The organism is Leucobacter faecis, assembly GCF_054456635.2.
The window spans coordinates 1-17,183 of the sequence record NZ_JBTJEP020000011.1; the positions used below are offsets into that span (position 1 = coordinate 1).

Consider the following 17,183-nt stretch of genomic DNA (forward strand, 5'->3'; position numbering starts at 1 on the left):
TTGTAATCGATTATTTATAAACCCCACACTCATAGGGTCTGCGCGGAGCGAGCTTGCGAGCGCAGTCGCAGGATCCACAGCACCTCAATCACACTCAACTTCCGCGTATTTTCGACGGTAAATCGTGATGTCGTAGGTCCCTGCTGTAATGGAATCATGCAACATCCTTTCAGTGTCGAGAGCCCCAACCGGGGGCGATTGAACGACCTGGTCTCCCGGGTCGTGGAGGCCACTGCGCGCATGCGGGCGCTGCAGGCCGAGCTGACGGTGCTGCTGGCTGACGCGTATAAGCTGGCAGAAGCAGAGGGTGACTGGCCGTTCAAGCCCGCGCCGAGCGAAGATGACGATGCCGGCGCCGAGGGTCATGACGCCGAGGGCGACGGCACCGAGGGCGCTGAGGATGCAGCGGGCGCTTCATCTGCGGTTGAGCAGCCGGCGTTTGTGACCGACGAAGCGGTGGTGCGAGCGAGCATCGCCGCCAGGGAAGCTGAGCCTGGCACGAGCGGCAGCGCCGATGACGACGATACGAGCACGAGCACGAGCGCTGACGGGCAGTCGTTTGGGCGGCCCGTGATTAAGCTTCCGCGGGGTGCGCAGGTGTGGCGTGACCGGTCATACCGGGTAGTGCGGGCCGAGATCGCGGCCGCGCTGCGGGTGCCCGAGGGGCGGGTGGGTCACGACATGTCGCATGCCGTTGATGCGGTGGACCACTGCCCGGTCATGCTGGGTGCGCTTGCGAAGGGTGAGGTGACTGACCAGCATGTGCGTGGCCTGGTGAACGCTGGCCGCATCATCGGCCACCAGGCCGCTGCTCAATCAGCCGCCCAAACCGGCACTCAAGCTGACGCCGCTACAAACAGCGACACGGACTCCGCTGCCGCGGCAGCCCCTGACGATACTTCCAGTAGCGCGCCTGTCACCGCAACTGCCGCCGAGACGGCTACCGATACGGCCGCCGAGCTTGGTGACGGTGTGACGGGTGACGGTGAGACCGCTGGTGAGGCGCTCTATGATGAGGCCGCGGTGGCGCGTGAGACGGCCCGCCGGTATGCGCTGCTTGATCGGGCGCTGGTGGTGCACGCGAAGCGCGATACCGCGCCTAAGGTGGCTCCGACGGCGAAGCGGATGGCGGAGAAGCTGGCCGGGGTGACGTTTGATGACCGGCACCAGCTGGCCAAGCGTGACCGGCATGTGCGCCTGGTCGAGCTCGATGACGGCATGTGCCAGGTGCAGGCCGTCGTGACGAGTTTTGAGGCGCACGTCATTTTTGATCGTGTCACCCAGTACGCGAAACTCTTGCAAGAACGCGACATGGCCGCGGGCAAGCAGGCGGCCGAAGGAGCGGGGACGCCGTTGTCGGCGGCCGCGGTGTCGGCGCTGAAACGGCCCCTGGGCGAGGCACGGGCCGATAGTCTGGTCGCGCTGCTGGCGCATGGTGATCTCACGGATGAAGACTTCTACGGTGCTGATGTGAGCGACGCTGATCTGGGTGGCGCAGGTGTGATCGACGCTGATCTGGGTGACACAGGTGTGACCGACGCCGATATGGCAGGTGCGAGTTTTGGGGTTGCAGGTACGGGCCGCACGGCAGGGCGAAAGCGGCTCGGGTTGCGGGTGACCGCGCGGGTACAGGTGCTCGTGCCGGTGTCGCTCACGGGCCGCCTCGATACCGCTGGCTCCGCCGGCACTGCTGACACTATTGACACCTCTGCAGCCGAGCGCAACGTTCGCACGGCTGAGCTCACGCGCGGGTTTCAGCCCGAGCTCGTGGGAGTCGGCCCCATCGACACCGACACCGCGGTAAGAATCCTGCACGACACTCCCAGCTGGGACATCATCACCGTCACCGACGGCACCGGAACAGGGACCAGCACCAGCACCGACACGACGATCTGCGGCAGCTGCGGCACCGTGAACAGCGGCAATACCACCGTCGGCGACATTCTCGCAGTTGATAGCTACCGGGTGCCGGCCCATCTGAAACGGAATTTGGCGGCGCGAGACACTTCTTGCCGGTTCCCGGGGTGCACTCTGCCGATTTACCGGTGCGACATCGACCACACGGTCGCAGCAGAAGATGGCGGCCCCACCTCGCTCACTAATGTCGGCGCCGCCTGCCGCGGTCACCACGTGATTAAACACCACGGCGGGTGCCTCCCCGTACAGAGTGACAACGGTGACTTCACGTGGACGTTCCCATCAGGCCGCAAGTATCTCACCGAGCCGCCCTCGCGGGTGATGTTTCGTACCGTGCTTGAACCGCCAGACGTGCAGGCCCTCGCCGAGGAGCACACCCGCAAGCACCCGTTCGGGGTGCACGAATGGGACGACGCCGCCAACAACAACGCTGGTGACACTACGAAACCTAGCGTTGGTGCTCATACCGAGGAGCACGCCAACGCCGGATCCGAATCCGACTCTAACGAGTGCGGACGCAGTGAAGGCGACACCCCTGGTGGCGATAAAGCTGTGCCGTTCTAAGCGCTGAACTACTCCCACGAATGCTGCACCAAATTGTTTGTCGCGGGGTGAATCCCTGCGCCGCTGACTGAGTTCCACTGCTTGATACGCTTGATTCGCTTGATTCGCTTGATTCGCTTGATTCGCTTGATTCGCTTGGTCTGCTGGGCATTCTGGCGTGGCCTGAGCGGGCGCGCTGTGTGGCTCAGCCGCCCGGAGTAGAGTGTCATTGTGACCAGTCGGCAGCAAGAAATTATGAACGCTCTCGGAGCGCGGGCCACGATTGACCCGGCGGCCGAGATTGAACGCAGAGTCGCATTTCTGTGTGACTACGCGCTTAGCATTCCCGGAGTTCGGGGTTATGTGCTGGGCATCTCAGGAGGGCAAGATTCGTCGCTCGCTGGCCGGCTTACCCAACTCGCGGTTGAACGCCTGCGCGCGGCCGGGCACGACGCGACCTTCGTTGCCGTGCGACTGCCGCACGGCGTACAGCACGATGAAGCCGACGCTCAGCTGGCGCTCGACTTCATCGCACCTGATGAGAGCGTTGTCGTTGACATCGCTCCCGCCACGGCTGCGCTGGCGGCAACGGTCGAAACATCAGGCGCCGTCGCAGTTCGTGGGGGTGAGATCAGTGACTTCAATCGCGGCAATGTGAAAGCCCGTATGCGCATGATCGCGCAGTACGCCATCGCCGGCGACCGAGCCCTGCTCGTACTGGGCACTGACCACGCGGCCGAAGCCGTGACGGGGTTCTACACGAAGTTTGGTGACGGAGCAGCCGACGTGACACCCCTAGCGGGGCTGACCAAAGGGCAGGGCGCTGCGATGCTGCGCGTGCTCGGTGCACCTGACCGACTGTGGCAGAAAATTCCAACGGCTGACCTTCTCGACGGTGAGCCAGGCCAGGCTGACGAAGACAGCCTCGGAGTGACCTACGCTGAGCTTGATGCCTACTTGCAGGGTGAACCCGTCTCTGCAGATACACGTGAGAATGTGGAACGGCGATACCGGGGGAGCGAACACAAACGCAGACTTCCGGTCACGCCGGATGATGGATGGTGGAGGGAAAATCGATGATTCACACGTTTGTACTCGCGGGTGGCTGCTTCTGGTGTCTGGACGCGGCATATCGGCCGCTGCGCGGTGTCACCGAAGTGCTGTCGTGCTACACGGGCGGCTCAACGCCTGACCCCAGTTACGAAGCCGTCTGCACCGGCCATACGGGGCACGCAGAAGCGGTCGCGGTCAGCTTCGATGACGAGGTGGTGCCCGTCGAAATTATTCTCGATGCGTACTTCACGATGCACGACCCCACACAGCTCAACAGACAGGGCGGCGACGTTGGCCCCCAGTACCGCTCGACGATGTTTTACGCGAGCGAGGAACAGCGGGAGCTGTTCGAAGCCGCCCGTGCCCGTGCACGGGACTGGTGGCCGGCAGAAGTCGTCACCACCATTGAACCGCTGGGCACGGTGTATCCGGCAGAAGAACACCACCAAGACTTCTTCGCCAAGAACCCTACCCAGGGCTACTGTCTCGCTGTAGCGGTGCCGAAGGTCAATAAGATTCGCGCCAAATTTAGCGCCTATCTCACGAACTAGGGTTTGGCACGCGGCACAGAACGTTAGAACGGCGCCAGAGCGGGTGCGGTCGAGACTTCATCGGAGGCGAATCTGTCGGACCCGCTCTGTGTCAACGCCTGATCTTTAGATTCCGAGTTCGAAGCCTCGGCTGCCTCAGCCGACTGTGCCAAGCCCGCTGTTTCAGCGGCTCCCGCCGATGCCTGGTCTAGTGTGGTTTCGTCGACCGGAGCGGTGGCGGCCATGCGTTTGAAAGTGGTCGTGCCCCACCGCAGGTCGTGTCCGAGCGCGTCTGCCTCAACGACTGCCGACGTGCCTGACTTGTTGTCGTGCGTGACCCAGTCGCGCACGCGCAACCGTCCACTGATGAGTACGCGGTCACCCTTCTTGAATGAGACCACCGCATGCTCGGCGAGACCGCGAAACGAGTTGATCGTGTACCAGTTCGTTTCTGTGTCGACCCACTCTTTCTTCTCAGCGTCGTAGCGGCGCTCGTTGCATGCCAAACGGAACGAACAGAAGGCGGACTTACCTGCTGTCTGGGTGAGCTTCGGGTCGGTGGCTATCGTGCCAACGACGCAAACTTGAGTGTGCATGTGAATCGCTCCTTCGCGAATCGTTTTCAGCGAACCCGGGCGGTGCTCGGGCCGGGTGAACGAGAAACCCGGGCCGTGCAGGTGCCGGGTTCCCCGTTCGCCTCTAGCGTGCATCATTCGGGGTGCGCGTAGGCCACACAAAAGCAATCTGTGGATAATGCTGTCAAGTCGCGCAAAAGGTCAGCCTGTGGACGAGTCGATGCGCTGGCCCTTGGCAGAACCTGCATAGACTGGACTCGTGACCCATCGCACCAAGAAAAGCTCTGCTCGCGTGACGCGCGCTACCTTACAGCGTGAGCGAATTGGCCTGCGCAACGCTGCGCTGGCTATCGCTGTCGCCGCAGTTACTGTGCTCCCCGCATGTGCGATCTTGGAAGGGCCGACGCCCGAAGCGCCGAAGCGCGAAGCCCCCGCGGTCCCTGCTACCGATCCTGAGCTGATTGCCGGCGGCACAGCAGAGGAGAACCTGCCCTACTTCACCGAAGTGCTGCGCGACTACGCGGCGGGAGACGGTGCGATCAAAGGGGAGCCAATTTCGCGCGCCGTGATTGCGGCCGGTTTCGACAAGAGCGTGATGCAGATAAGCTTCGACCGGTCCGAGACCGGTCTCGAAGCCGACAACATTTTTGTTTCAGTGCTGCTGCAAGACAGCTGTCTCGTCGGGCAGGTGGTTACCTCTGACCGCAGCTTTGTTGCGGAGGCAGTGCCTGCGGTGGGGCCCGAGAATACGATCTGCTTGATCGGAGAGACCGCCCCAATTACCTGGTAGCGCAGGCTTCCAAGAAGAGCGTGCGACGCGTGATCCGGTGCGAAGCCGTAGCAGCCAGCCAGCGAGGCAGACTACAGTAGAGGTAACTGCAACACACCGTCTTTGCATAAGGGAGTTCTGGGCGCCTTCGCGCTCAAAAAAAGTATATGGCTGAGTACATTTACCAGATGGTTCGCGCGCGCAAGGCGCACGGCGACAAGGTGATTCTTGACGACGTTACGATGGCGTTCCTGCCGGGCGCCAAGATTGGCGTCGTCGGCCCGAACGGCGCCGGTAAGTCCACGATCCTCAAGATCATGGCGGGTCTCGACACGCCGTCGAACGGCGAGGCGCACCTTACGCCCGGTTTCACCGTTGGCATCCTGATGCAGGAGCCCGAGCTTGACGAAGAGGCAACCGTGCTCGCCAACGTCGAGCAGGGCGTCGCAGACATCAAGGGCAAGCTTGACCGGTTCAACGAGATCTCGGCCGAGATGGCGAACCCCGACGCAGACTACGACAAGCTGCTCCCCGAAATGGGTGAGCTGCAAGAAGCCATCGACGCTGTCGACGGCTGGGAGCTTGAAGGTCAGCTCGAACAGGCGATGGACGCGCTGCGCTGCCCGCCGTCTGACGCGATCGTTAAGAACCTTTCGGGCGGCGAGAAACGCCGAGTCGCACTCTGCAAGCTGCTGCTTGAGAAGCCAGATCTGCTGCTGCTCGATGAGCCCACGAACCACCTTGACGCCGAGAGTGTGCTGTGGCTTGAGCAGCACCTCGCGAAGTATCCGGGCGCTGTCATGGCGGTGACGCACGATCGTTACTTCCTAGACCACGTTGCCACCTGGATCTGTGAGGTCGACCGCGGTCGTCTGTACCCGTACGAGGGCAACTACACCACGTACCTCGAGCAGAAGGCCGCGCGCCTGGAGGTGCAGGGCAAGAAGGACCAGAAGCTGCAGAAGCGCCTGAAGGAAGAACTCGAGTGGGTTCGGTCGAGCGCTAAGGGCCGCCAGGCCAAGTCGAAGGCGCGTCTGGCGCGCTACGAAGAGATGGCTGCCGAAGCCGAGCGCACTCGTAAGTTGGACTTCGAGGACATTCAGATTCCCGCAGGCCCGCGCCTGGGCAATCTGGTGCTCGAGGCCAAGAACCTGAATAAGGGTTTCGACGGGCGTACGCTCATCGACGGGCTCTCCTTCACGCTGCCTCGCAACGGCATCGTCGGCATCATTGGTCCGAACGGTGTGGGTAAAACAACGCTGTTCAAGACGATCGTGGGCATTGAGCCGCTCGACGGCGGCGACCTGAAGATTGGCGAGACCGTCAAGCTCAGCTACGTCGACCAGACTCGTGGCGGCATCGACCCCAAGAAGACCGTCTGGGAGGTCGTATCTGACGGTCTCGACTACATTCAGGTCGGCAACGTCGAGATCCCGTCGCGCGCGTATGTTTCGACGTTTGGTTTTAAGGGCCCGGATCAGCAGAAGCCTGCTGGTGTGCTCTCTGGTGGTGAGCGCAACCGATTGAACCTCGCGCTCACGCTCAAGCAGGGCGGCAACCTGTTGCTGCTCGATGAGCCCACGAACGACCTCGATGTTGAAACCCTCACGAGCCTTGAGAACGCGCTCCTGGAGTACCCCGGCTGTGCTGTGGTCATTACGCACGATCGTTGGTTCCTGGACCGGATCGCGACTCACATTCTCGCGTATGAGGGCACCGAGGAGAATCCTTCGAGCTGGTACTGGTTCGAGGGTAACTTCGAAGCGTACGAGCAGAACAAGGTCGAGCGGCTCGGCGCCGACGCTGCGAAGCCGTCGCGCGCGACTTACCGCAAGCTCACACGCGACTAATATCGCTCACGGGCGCGGCTCCTCCTGTAGACACGGGGAGCCGCGCCCGTGGCGTTTCGTTTTGAACTCGCGGCACGAGAAGAGGTATTACCCATGGCTCGCACACACATTGACATGGAGCTGCGCTGGGGCGACCAGGACGCCTACGGGCACGTGAACAATGTTGCTTTTGCGCGGTTCCTTGAAGAAGCACGCGTGCGCACTTTCTGGCTCGGTTCAGGGCGTGAGAAGACCGGCATGGAGCAGCATTTTCGTGGTGGCGACCCGTTAGGTCCCAAAATGCTCGTGGCCAGCCAAACGATCGAGTACGCTCGCGTACTTGAGTATTCGGCGCAGCCGATCACCGTCGAGCTCTGGGTGGGTAAACTCGGTGGTTCGAGCCTTGAAGTGCACTACGAGATCATCGACGGTGCGCACTCCGAGCGCACGGTGGTCGCAAAGGCGATCTCCCACATCGTCATCGTCGATGGCGAGACAATGCGCCCGATCCGGCTGTCTGAAGCGGGGCGCGCCGCCGTTGAGCCGTGGTGTGACGCGCCGGTGTCGATGCGGCGCGCCTAGCGCGCCTACGTCGGCACACGAGCGGCACGCGCTACACGCTGCCCGTGCCCTACGCCTCGGGAACGCGGAACATGCTCTCTTGCGCAACGCTCGCAACGAGCGCACCATCGCGATCGTAGAACCGGCCCGTGGCGAGGCCGCGGCCGCCCTGCGAAGTCGGTGACTCGAGTTCGTAGAGCAGCCACTCGTCGACACGAAACGGCCGGTGAAACCACATCGCGTGGTCAAGACTCGCTGCGCGCATACCGGGAGTGGCCCAGGGGATACCGTGCTGGCGTGCGACGGGCTCAAGGAGCAAGTAGTCGCTACCAAACGCGAGCGCTGCGGCGTTCAAGAGCGCTGACGCGTCGAAGGTATCGCGACTGCGCATCCACACCCGCTGCGTGTTGGTGCGCTCGGGCACGCGCAAGATGATGTCTGACTCGACGTAGCGAAAATCGAATGGGCGATTCATCACCCAAGAGGCCCGGCCGTCGCCAGCGAGGTGGCCATACTTCTCCCACACACTCGGAAGCGACTCGGGGTCGGGCACGTCAGACAGGTCGATCGGTTCCTGGTGTTCGACCCCGGGGTCGTCTTCCTGAAACGACGAGATCATCGACATCAAGACGTCGCCGCCCTGGTAGGCCTGTACGCGGCGTGTCGAGAACGAACGCCCGTCATAGAGCCTTGCGACCTCAAAGGTCATGCGCTCTTCGCTGTTGCCCGGGCGCAAGAAGTAGCCGTGCATCGAATGAATCTGGCGGTCTTCGGGCACAGTGGTGCCTGCCGCCGAGATCGCCTGCCCGAGCACCTGGCCACCAAACGACCGACCGTGCGGGGTGGGAAATGCGGGCCCCGTCAGAATATCCTCGGTCGTTCTAGCGCCCGAATCGAGCACCGAAAGCATCGCGAGCAGGTCTGGAAACGCGGTCATTGAGTCCTCCTGAGTGGGTTGCACGGGCGGTGCCTCAACACTAGCGCGCTTTCAGCGCAGGTCGCCCCGGTAGGCTCGTGGGATGGCCGCCACACTCGCTCTCCTAGACCATGCCACGCGCGACGACCTGCGCATCTTTCTCGAACGTTTGCAGCGGGCGGGTAAGCCCGAGGTGCGCATGGTGACCCGCGGCGGTGTGCTCGCGGTATACGGCTGCACGCAGGCCCCCATGGGCATCACGGATTCGGTGCCCGTCGTGCTCGTCATGCGCGCCTTTGCGCTCGCTCACACGCCCGAGACGCCCATCGACGTCACGGTGCAGGGGCGCGCGCTGCTCGATCGCATCGCTCGGCTAGGCATCATCGGGCTTGCGCTCGAGCTGCCCGACGTGCCCGCGATGGCGGCCTGGACGGGCGTACTGCCCCCCGCTGCCGGATGGGAGCCTGCCGGCGCGATCGACGCCTCGTCACTCAGCGCCGTCGCCGAGGCAGGAATCGCGCGGGTTGCCGAAGCGCTGCCGCAGGACCCCGGCGAGGCCGTCGTGCATAAGGTGCGCGCGTCGGTGTGGGGGGCCGAAGTGGCCCCGGGTGTGCCCGCTGCTGCCGCCTTCGCAGCTGAGGCGCTGGGTTTCTTGGGGGAGGAGCCTGCGCGCGTCACGCGCACCCTCACCTGGACACGGGTGTCTACGGGCCGCGGCCACGTCGTGATTCGGTCGCTTCTGGGCTAGCATTCACGCGCTCCGGATCGGCGGGGCCCGGCCTAAAAGTCGGCCGCGCCCCACTGGCAGCATTCCTCGGGTAAGATAGAAAGGTCTACTAGAGGAGTGTGTACATGGCCAACCCCAACGGCATCATCGACCCGCCGATCGACGATCTGCTCGAAAAGGTGGATTCTAAGTACGCGCTGGTGGTGTTCGCTTCACAGCGCGCCCGCCAGATCAACGACTACTACACGGATCTGCACGATGGCAACCTGTTCGATAACGTCGGGCCGCTCGTCGACTCGTCGGTCGATGACAAGCCGCTGTCGATCGCGTTGCACGAGATCGTCGAGGGCAAGCTTGAAATGAAGCCCATCGAGGAATCAGATCTCGCTGAGCTTGAAGACGATGAGCTTGCTGACGAAGCCCTCGAGGCTGGCGAAGAAGCGTAATCGTACGCAGGTTCGCCTGCACGAAGTAACACTTCGCCGCGAAAGCAGCGATGTCGGTGGCGTCGGATACCCTTATTGGAGGGATCCGGCGCCACCGCTGTTTTCCCACGTTCATTTTTCGCTCGCACTGCTAGGAGCCCCCGTGCCACTGCGCCAGTTCACCTCTGAGTCCGTTACCGAAGGGCACCCCGACAAGATTTGCGACCGCATCTCTGACTCGATTCTCGACGCAATGATCGAGCAAGACACGGGCGCCCGCGTCGCGGTCGAGACGATGGTCACGACAGGGCTCGTACACGTGGCGGGCGAAGTGTCTACCAGCGGCTACGTCGAGATCCCGCAGATCGTGCGCGAGGCGATCCGCGACATTGGGTACACCAGCTCCGAGATGGGATTTGACGCCGCGTCATGTGGCATCTCGGTGTCGATCGGGCAGCAGTCGCCCGACATCGCGGGCGGTGTGGATTCGTCGCTCGAGGTACGCACATCAGCGGAAGAAGTTGATCCGCTCAGCGCACAGGGCGCGGGCGACCAGGGGATCATGTTTGGCTATGCCACGGACGAGACCCCCGAGCTGCACCCGCTGCCCAACTGGATCGCCCACCGCATGGCAGAACGCCTCACCGAGGTGCGCAAAGCGGGCATCGTGCCCGAGCTGCGCCCCGATGGTAAAACGCAGGTCACGATCGGTTACGACGGCGATCGCGCCGCAAGCGTAGAAGCGATCGTGCTCTCGACACAGCACCACGCCGACATCTCACAGCCTGCGCTGCGCGAGGTCATTGAGCGCGAGGTCATTCGCCCCGTGCTCGGCCGGGTCGATCTCTTGAGCGATCACGCCGACATCTTCATTAACCCGGCAGGCCCGTTTGTGATTGGTGGCCCGATGGGCGACGCCGGTCTCACCGGTCGCAAGATCATCATCGACACCTACGGCGGCACGAGCCGTCACGGCGGCGGTGCCTTTAGCGGTAAGGACCCCTCAAAGGTCGACCGCTCGGCCGCCTACGCGATGCGCTGGGTAGCTAAGCACGTTGTGCGGGCGGGGCTCGCGAAGCGTGCCGAGCTGCAGGTGGCGTACGCGATTGGCCGCGCCCACCCGGTGGGGCTGTACGTCGAAACATTCGGCACCGAAACGGTACCGCGCGAGCGCATCGAAGCTGCCGTACGTGAGGTCTTTGATCTGCGCCCGCTCGCGATTATTCGTGACCTCGCACTGCTGCGCCCCATCTATGCTGCGACAAGTGCGTACGGACACTTCGGCCGTGAACTGCCCGAGTTTACGTGGGAGGCAACGCCCCGCGTCGCCGAGCTGCGTGCCGCTGCGGGCGTCTAGCGTCAAATAAAGGGAGTGTGGTGAGCGCCGGAATCGAAGAAGCCGAGCAGCCGGGGGAACGCAGGGTCGCTCGTGTGCTGCTCGATTCGGCGCTCCCACAGCTCGACCACCTGTTTGATTACGCGGTACCTGCCGAGCTGCACGACAAGCTGCGGGTGGGGCACCGGGTGAGGGTGCCGTTTCGGTCGAAGGATCGCAAGAGCTTTGGCTACGTCATCGAGTTTGCCGAGCGCAGCGAGTTTGGCGGCGAACTCGCCCCCATCGCCGACATCGTGTCTCCGGTGCCGCTCCTCACCCCTGAGGTGTGGCGGGTGGCCCGCGCGGTCGCTGACCGGGCGGGCGGCTCGGCGGGCGACATTTTGCGTCTCGCGATTCCGCAGCGCATGGTGCGGGTCGAGAAACAGCACATTGCTGAGGTGCCGGCCGAGGGGGATCCGGAGCCAGAGACTGCCCCGGTCACGCTCGATCGTGAGCCCAGTGCAGAAGAAGTGATCGCGCACGAGCTGCTTACGGGCGCGAGGCTTGCGCTCACCGCCTCCCACGGCCCCGAACGGTTACACACGGGCGAGTGGGTGGGCGGGTGGGCAGCGCAGTACGCCCGCATCGCCATGGCGGTGTACGAGGCGGGGCGCAGCGTGATCTGTGCCGTGCCCGATTGGCGCGACCTCGACCAGTTGCGCGATGCGCTCGCCGCGCTCGGGCACGAAGACGTGGTGCGCGTCGACTCGCGGCAGTCAAACGGCGAGCGCTACGCCGGGTTCTTGCGCGCCCTCGACCACGAACCGCGCATCATCGTCGGCAACCGCTCAGCGGTCTACGCCCCCGCGCACGCGCTCGGCGCGATCCTGCTGTGGGACGATGGTGATCCCGTGCTTGCCGAGCCGCTCGCACCGTACGTGCACGCGCGAGACTCGGCGCTCGTGCGTGCAGGGCAGGCCGGAGCCGGGCTGTTCTTTGGCGCCCACGCCCGCAGCGCCGAGGTGCAGCGCCTCATCGACATCGGGTATGTGCGGGCCCAGCAGAACCCACCCAAGCGCACACGCATTCTGCACGCCGATGCTGCGATGACGCCCGACGCATTTGCGGGTCGCGTGCCCGAGATCGCAGCGCGTACCATCCGAGAAGCGCTGCAGTCCGGGCCTGTGCTCGTGCAGGTGGCGACCCCGGGCTACGCGCCGATAGCGGCCTGCCACGACTGTGGTGAGCTTGCCCGATGCCTGGCCTGCCAGGGGCCCATCGGGTTTCGTTCGGCGCAACGCGCGGCGTGCCGCTGGTGTGGCACGAACGCCGCCACCTGGCACTGCAGCGAGTGCAACGGCCGGTATCTCGTCGAACGTGGCATGGGGTCAGAGCGCACAGTCGAACAGTTCGAACGACAGTTCGCGGGCGCCCGCATACTTCTGAGTGATGGCGAACACGCGCGTGAACGCGTTGACGCGAGGCCCGCACTCGTTGTAGCAACCCGCGGGGCCGAGCCGCTCGCGGCGGGCGGGTACCGTGCGGTCGTGCTGCTCGACGCCGAGCGGCTGCTCTCGCGAGAATCGCTGCGCTCGGCCGAGGACTGCGTGCGCTGGTGGGAGAACGCGGCGGCGCTCGCGGCCCCCGACGGGCACTGCCTGCTCGCGGCAGGCGGCGGTCCCGCCGTGCGCGCATTCGTGACCGGCCGCACCCAAGAGTGGCTGCACCAAGAACTGCACGACAGACACCAGCTCAGGTATCCGCCGGCGGTGCGTGTGGCGAGCGTGACCGGTGGGCACGCAGAGGTGGGCCGGGCGCTCGATGCTCTCCAAGGCATGCCGGGGGTAGATCACCTTGGCCCCACACAGCTGCCCGCTGGCGGTCCCGGCAAAACTCCGCCGGGGCTCGTGCGCGCCATCGTACGATTCGACTACGCTCGCGGTGCGGAGGTGGCGTCGCGGCTGCGGGGCGCGCTCGTCGCGGACGCGGCGGGCGCTTCCGCCCGCACAAAAGCACGAGCCCCGGGGCGAGCACGCCCCGAGGCCCTACGCTTGCGTTTCGACGACCGCGGCGTATTCGATTCCTAGGCCGCGGATTCCTAGACCGCGAATTTCTAGACCGCGAATTCCTAGACCGCGGCGAGCTGCTGTTTGATGAGCTCGGCGACGTAGTCCACGTCTTTGTCGCCACGCCCCGACAGATTCGCGATGATGATCGCGTCCTTCGGCATGGTGGGCGCGACCTTGATCACCTGCGCGATCGCGTGTGACGACTCGAGCGCCGGAATAATTCCCTCCACCCGCGACAGCGTCTGAAACGCCGCCAGCGTCTCTGAGTCCGACACCGACACGTACTCGGCGCGGCCGAGGCTTTCGAGGTGCGCGTGCTGCGGGCCCACACCGGGGTAGTCAAGACCCGACGCGATCGAGTGCACGGGCGAGGGCTCACCCGATTCGGTCTGCAGCACCTTCGTGAACATGCCGTGCAGGGTGCCGGGAGTTCCCAGCGTCATCGTCGCCGCGTGACGGTCACCCTCCAGGCCCTCGCCCCCCGGCTCGACACCCATCACACGCACGCCCTCGTCGGCGAGAAACGCGTCGAAGAGCCCCAGCGCGTTCGACCCGCCACCCACCGAGGCGATCAGCAGGTCGGGCAGCCGGCCCTCTGCCTCGAGAATCTGGGCGCGCGCCTCGCGCCCCACCACCGATTGAAAGTCGCGCACCATCGACGGGAACGGGTGTGGCCCCACGACCGAGCCGATCGCAAAGAAATACTCGTCGGGCGCCGCCGCGTACACACCGAACGCAGAATCGACGGCCTCCTTGAGCGAGCGGCCTCCCTCTTCAACCGACACGACCTTTGCGCCGAGCAGCTCCATGCGCACCACGTTGGGGTGCTGCTTCGCCACGTCAATCGCACCCATGTGAATCTCGCACTCGAGGCCCACGAGCGCTGCCGCCGTCGCGAGTGCCACACCGTGCTGGCCTGCCCCCGTCTCAGCGATCAGCTTCTTCTTGCCCATGCGCTTTGCGAGCAGCGCCTCACCCAAACAGTGGTTAATCTTGTGCGCGCCCGTGTGGTTGAGGTCTTCGCGCTTGAAGTACACGCGGGCACCGCCGAGCTCGTTCGTGAGGTTTCGGGCGAAGTACAAGAGCGACGGCCGGCCGACATACTTGGCAAGCAGCGCCTGCAACTCGTCTTGAAACTGCGGGTCAGCCGAGGCCTCCTCATAGGCCGCAGCGACCTCGGCCATGGGGCCAGCGAGATGCGGTGGCAGCGCCGCCCCGCCGTACTCACCGAAAAAGCCCTCGGCGTTCGCGCGGTAGGGAGAGAGCGAATCAGAGTGTGACATGTAAGGATCCTTTGCTTCATTGCGCCACTCGAGACGAAAAAACACCGCCCAGCGAGAGGCGGTGTCGGAAATGCAGCTGCGTGCCTAGACCGTCCTCAGACGGTCCACCAAAAATTCACGGTGGTGAGGCTCGCTGCATGCATGTCGCTGAGTGTACCAGCACATTGACGCACTGCCGCCCTGAGAGAATAGAACCATGCGGATCATTTTTGCCGGAACCCCAGAGTTCGCCGTGCCCAGCCTGCGTGCGCTCGCAGCGCACGGGCACGACATTGCGGGCGTCATTACACGAGAAGACGCCCCACTCGGGCGCAAGCGCGTACTCACCCCCTCACCAGTCGCGCTCGCCGCCGAAGAACTCGGGCTGCCCGTGTTCAAAGCCAACAGGCTCGACGACGCTGCCCTCGCGTGGGCGCGTGAACTGCACGCCGAGCTCGGCGTGATCGTCGCGTACGGCGGCCTCGTGCGCGAGCCGCTCTTGAGCTTGCCCACTCTCGGCTGGATCAACCTCCACTTCTCGGACCTGCCTCGTTGGCGCGGCGCGGCGCCCGTGCAGCGTGCGCTCGCCGCCGGGGAGCAGACGCTCTCGGTCACCGCTTTCAGGCTTGTGGCGGCGCTCGACGCGGGCGACGTGCTCAGCCGCGACGCTCACGAGTTCGCGCCAGGCACGAGTGCAGGCGAGGCACTCACCCAGCTTTCGCAGTTTGGTACGAGCGCCCTGCTTGAAGCGATTACGGCTCTTGCGCACGACCCCGCGGCCGGGGTACCGCAGCAGGGAGAGACGAGCTACGCGCACAAACTCACCCGCGAAGACGGCAAGCTGGATCTCGCGCGCGGCACGGCCGAGGTATTGGCGCAGTGGGCTGGCATGACGCCAGAGCCCGGCGCCTATGCACTGCACGACGACGCGCCGCTCAAGCTCCACGAGCTGCGCCCGGCGCCAGGGGCCGGTGAGGCAGCTGCGGCGTCGGGTTTGCGCGCCGGATCAGTGACCCACGTCGCTGGCCGCGTACTGCTACAGCTGACTGACGGAGCGCTCGAGCTCGTGCGGGTACAGCCCGCGGGTAAGCCCGCGATGGCTGCTGCCGACTGGCTGCGTGGCCGCGGCGGAAGCGCGGTGATCGCATGAGCGGCGAGCAGCGCTCACAGCGCCAACAGCAGCATTCGCAGCGTCGCCAGCCCAAACGTCAACAGGGCAAGCCGCGGGTGTCACCCGCAAGGCTCGCCGCCTACGATGTGTTGCGGGACGTGACCGAACGCGAAGCTTTTGCGAACCTCGCCCTGCCTGCACGTATTCGTGAGGCGGGCCTTGATCACCGCGACGCGGGGCTCGTCACCGAGTTAGTAGCGGGTACGCTGCGCTGGCGCGGCCGATACGACCGCATTATTGAACTTGCGTCAGCCCGTGAGGTTGCACAGGTAGATCCGCGTACGCTCAACGTGTTGCGCCTGGGTGTGCACCAGCTGCTCGGCATGCGCACAGCCTCACACGCGGCCGTCAACGAGAGCGTTGAACTGCAGCGCCTCGTGGCTTCGCCCGGCGGCGCGGGCTTCGTCAACGGTGTACTGCGCGCGGTGGGCCGCGTCGCACCGGAGGAGTGGGATGAGCGCATCGCGGCCGGGGCGTCGTCGAAGGACCAAGCGCTCGCCGCCCAAACCTCCCACCCCGCCTGGGTGTTGCGTGCGCTGCGCGCAGCGCTCAAAGCTGAGGGGCGCGGCGATGAACTGCCGGCGCTGCTGGAAGCCGACAATATCGCCCCGCTTGTGAACCTGGCACTACTGCCCGGGTTCGGCGAGAGCGCAGACCTCGAGAGGCAGCACGGGCCAGAAGGCGATGCGGTCATCGTGGCGTCTGGTTTCTCGCCCGTCGGCTACACGCTGGCGGGCGGAGACCCGGCGCGCGCGATCGCGGCGGCGGGGCTCCCGGAGGGGGCACTTCGTGTGCAAGACCAGGGCTCACAGCTCGCCGCTCTCGCGCTCAGCCGCGCGCGGCCGATCGCATCGGGCGAGCGCTGGCTCGACCTGTGCGCTGGCCCAGGCGGCAAGAGTGCGCTGCTCGGAGCCGAGGCGCGGGCAGCTGGGGCGACGGTGCGTGCGAACGAGGTGGCGCCGCATCGCGCCCAGCTCGTGCGCAGCTCGGTCGAAGCGGTCGCCGACACGGTAGAGGTTGTCTCCTTTGATGGCCGCCGAGACGAAGCGTACGGTGGCGAAGAGTTCGACCGAATTCTCGTTGACGCGCCGTGTTCAGGGCTCGGGGCGCTGCGGCGCAGGCCCGAGGCGCGCTGGCGCAAACAACCGAGCGACCTGCCCGAGCTGACACAGCTGCAGGCCGACCTGCTCGATGCCGCTGTGGCACACCTGAAGCCCGGCGGGGTACTCGCCTATGTGACGTGTTCACCGCACCTCGCCGAGACTCGGGCGGGCGTCGACAGGCTGCTCGCCAGGCACGAGGGCCTGCGGGAGCTCGACGCGCGCCAGACCGTGTCAACTCTCGCGCGCGGAGACATCGATCTCGCGGGTGACGAACTCAGCGTGCAGTTGTGGCCGCATCGCCACGGCACCGACGCAATGTTTATTGCGCTCTTCACGCGGTAGTTGCGCGGCGCCGGGCGATCCGGCGCAAAAATAAACACGACGGGCCCGGCATTGCTGCCGGGCCCGTCGTGTGCGT

General features: G+C 64.9%; 15 protein-coding genes. 12 read left to right on the forward strand and 3 right to left on the reverse strand.

Annotated elements, in window-relative coordinates:
* Positions 1 to 156 precede the first annotated feature (156 nt).
* The 3 genes from ACXR2T_RS09660 (at position 157) to msrA (ending at position 4,064) form a co-directional block, all read left to right on the forward strand.
* Positions 157 to 2,481: an HNH endonuclease signature motif containing protein gene (locus ACXR2T_RS09660; protein ID WP_458839204.1), complete on the forward strand. Its 2,325-nt coding sequence runs from the start codon at positions 157 to 159 to the stop codon at positions 2,479 to 2,481.
* Between the two features lie 210 nt (positions 2,482 to 2,691).
* Complete coding sequence (nadE, locus tag ACXR2T_RS09665) at positions 2,692 to 3,540, forward strand: NAD(+) synthase (RefSeq protein ID WP_458815497.1); 849 nt, start codon at positions 2,692 to 2,694, stop codon at positions 3,538 to 3,540.
* A complete protein-coding gene (gene msrA, locus ACXR2T_RS09670; protein WP_458815606.1) occupies positions 3,540 to 4,064 on the forward strand; it encodes a peptide-methionine (S)-S-oxide reductase MsrA in 525 nt (174 codons plus the stop codon). Before nadE ends, msrA begins: the two co-directional genes overlap by 1 nt.
* Before the next feature lie 23 nt (positions 4,065 to 4,087).
* Here the strand turns inward: msrA and ACXR2T_RS09675 are convergent, their stop codons facing one another.
* Entirely contained in the window at positions 4,088 to 4,639 is a 552-nt protein-coding gene (locus ACXR2T_RS09675) for a single-stranded DNA-binding protein (protein ID WP_458815499.1), read from the reverse strand.
* Between the two features lie 238 nt (positions 4,640 to 4,877).
* On the opposite strand from ACXR2T_RS09675, the gene ACXR2T_RS09680 reads away from it, so the two are divergent.
* From ACXR2T_RS09680 to ACXR2T_RS09690, 3 genes are all read left to right on the forward strand, one after another.
* On the forward strand, positions 4,878 to 5,408 hold the full coding sequence (locus ACXR2T_RS09680; protein WP_458839206.1) for a DUF6993 domain-containing protein: 531 nt from the start codon (positions 4,878 to 4,880) through the stop codon (positions 5,406 to 5,408).
* A 146-nt stretch (positions 5,409 to 5,554) separates the two neighbouring features.
* Positions 5,555 to 7,237: an energy-dependent translational throttle protein EttA gene (gene ettA, locus ACXR2T_RS09685; RefSeq protein WP_458815503.1), complete on the forward strand. Its 1,683-nt coding sequence runs from the start codon at positions 5,555 to 5,557 to the stop codon at positions 7,235 to 7,237.
* A 93-nt stretch (positions 7,238 to 7,330) separates the two neighbouring features.
* Positions 7,331 to 7,798 carry an acyl-CoA thioesterase gene (locus tag ACXR2T_RS09690; protein ID WP_458815505.1) on the forward strand — a complete coding sequence of 156 codons (468 nt, stop codon included), beginning with the start codon at positions 7,331 to 7,333 and terminating at the stop codon, positions 7,796 to 7,798.
* 49 nt (positions 7,799 to 7,847) lie between these two features.
* Here ACXR2T_RS09690 and ACXR2T_RS09695 read toward each other — a convergent pair whose 3' ends face one another.
* Complete coding sequence (locus tag ACXR2T_RS09695) at positions 7,848 to 8,714, reverse strand: acyl-CoA thioesterase (protein ID WP_458839208.1); 867 nt, start codon at positions 8,712 to 8,714, stop codon at positions 7,848 to 7,850.
* Between the two features lie 82 nt (positions 8,715 to 8,796).
* Between ACXR2T_RS09695 and ACXR2T_RS09700 the strand changes: the two genes are divergently transcribed.
* From ACXR2T_RS09700 to ACXR2T_RS09715, 4 genes are all read left to right on the forward strand, one after another.
* Positions 8,797 to 9,441: a DUF8185 domain-containing protein gene (locus ACXR2T_RS09700; RefSeq protein ID WP_458815509.1), complete on the forward strand. Its 645-nt coding sequence runs from the start codon at positions 8,797 to 8,799 to the stop codon at positions 9,439 to 9,441.
* Between the two features lie 104 nt (positions 9,442 to 9,545).
* Entirely contained in the window at positions 9,546 to 9,866 is a 321-nt protein-coding gene (gene rpoZ, locus ACXR2T_RS09705) for a DNA-directed RNA polymerase subunit omega (protein ID WP_458815511.1), read from the forward strand.
* A gap of 142 nt (positions 9,867 to 10,008) precedes the next feature.
* Complete coding sequence (metK, locus tag ACXR2T_RS09710; protein ID WP_458815513.1) at positions 10,009 to 11,202, forward strand: methionine adenosyltransferase; 1,194 nt, start codon at positions 10,009 to 10,011, stop codon at positions 11,200 to 11,202.
* A 20-nt stretch (positions 11,203 to 11,222) separates the two neighbouring features.
* Positions 11,223 to 13,247, forward strand: coding sequence for a primosomal protein N' family DNA-binding protein (locus ACXR2T_RS09715; RefSeq protein WP_458839210.1), 2,025 nt, complete (start codon positions 11,223 to 11,225; stop codon positions 13,245 to 13,247).
* 41 nt (positions 13,248 to 13,288) lie between these two features.
* Here ACXR2T_RS09715 and trpB read toward each other — a convergent pair whose 3' ends face one another.
* Positions 13,289 to 14,512, reverse strand: coding sequence for a tryptophan synthase subunit beta (gene trpB, locus ACXR2T_RS09720; protein ID WP_458839211.1), 1,224 nt, complete (start codon positions 14,510 to 14,512; stop codon positions 13,289 to 13,291).
* 196 nt (positions 14,513 to 14,708) lie between these two features.
* Between trpB and ACXR2T_RS09725 the strand changes: the two genes are divergently transcribed.
* Together ACXR2T_RS09725 and ACXR2T_RS09730 are read left to right on the forward strand one after the other, a co-directional pair.
* Positions 14,709 to 15,641, forward strand: coding sequence for a methionyl-tRNA formyltransferase (locus ACXR2T_RS09725; RefSeq protein ID WP_458839212.1), 933 nt, complete (start codon positions 14,709 to 14,711; stop codon positions 15,639 to 15,641).
* On the forward strand, positions 15,638 to 17,107 hold the full coding sequence (locus tag ACXR2T_RS09730) for an RsmB/NOP family class I SAM-dependent RNA methyltransferase (RefSeq protein WP_458815521.1): 1,470 nt from the start codon (positions 15,638 to 15,640) through the stop codon (positions 17,105 to 17,107). The genes ACXR2T_RS09725 and ACXR2T_RS09730 overlap by 4 nt, the downstream gene beginning before the upstream one ends.
* Positions 17,108 to 17,183 lie beyond the last annotated feature (76 nt).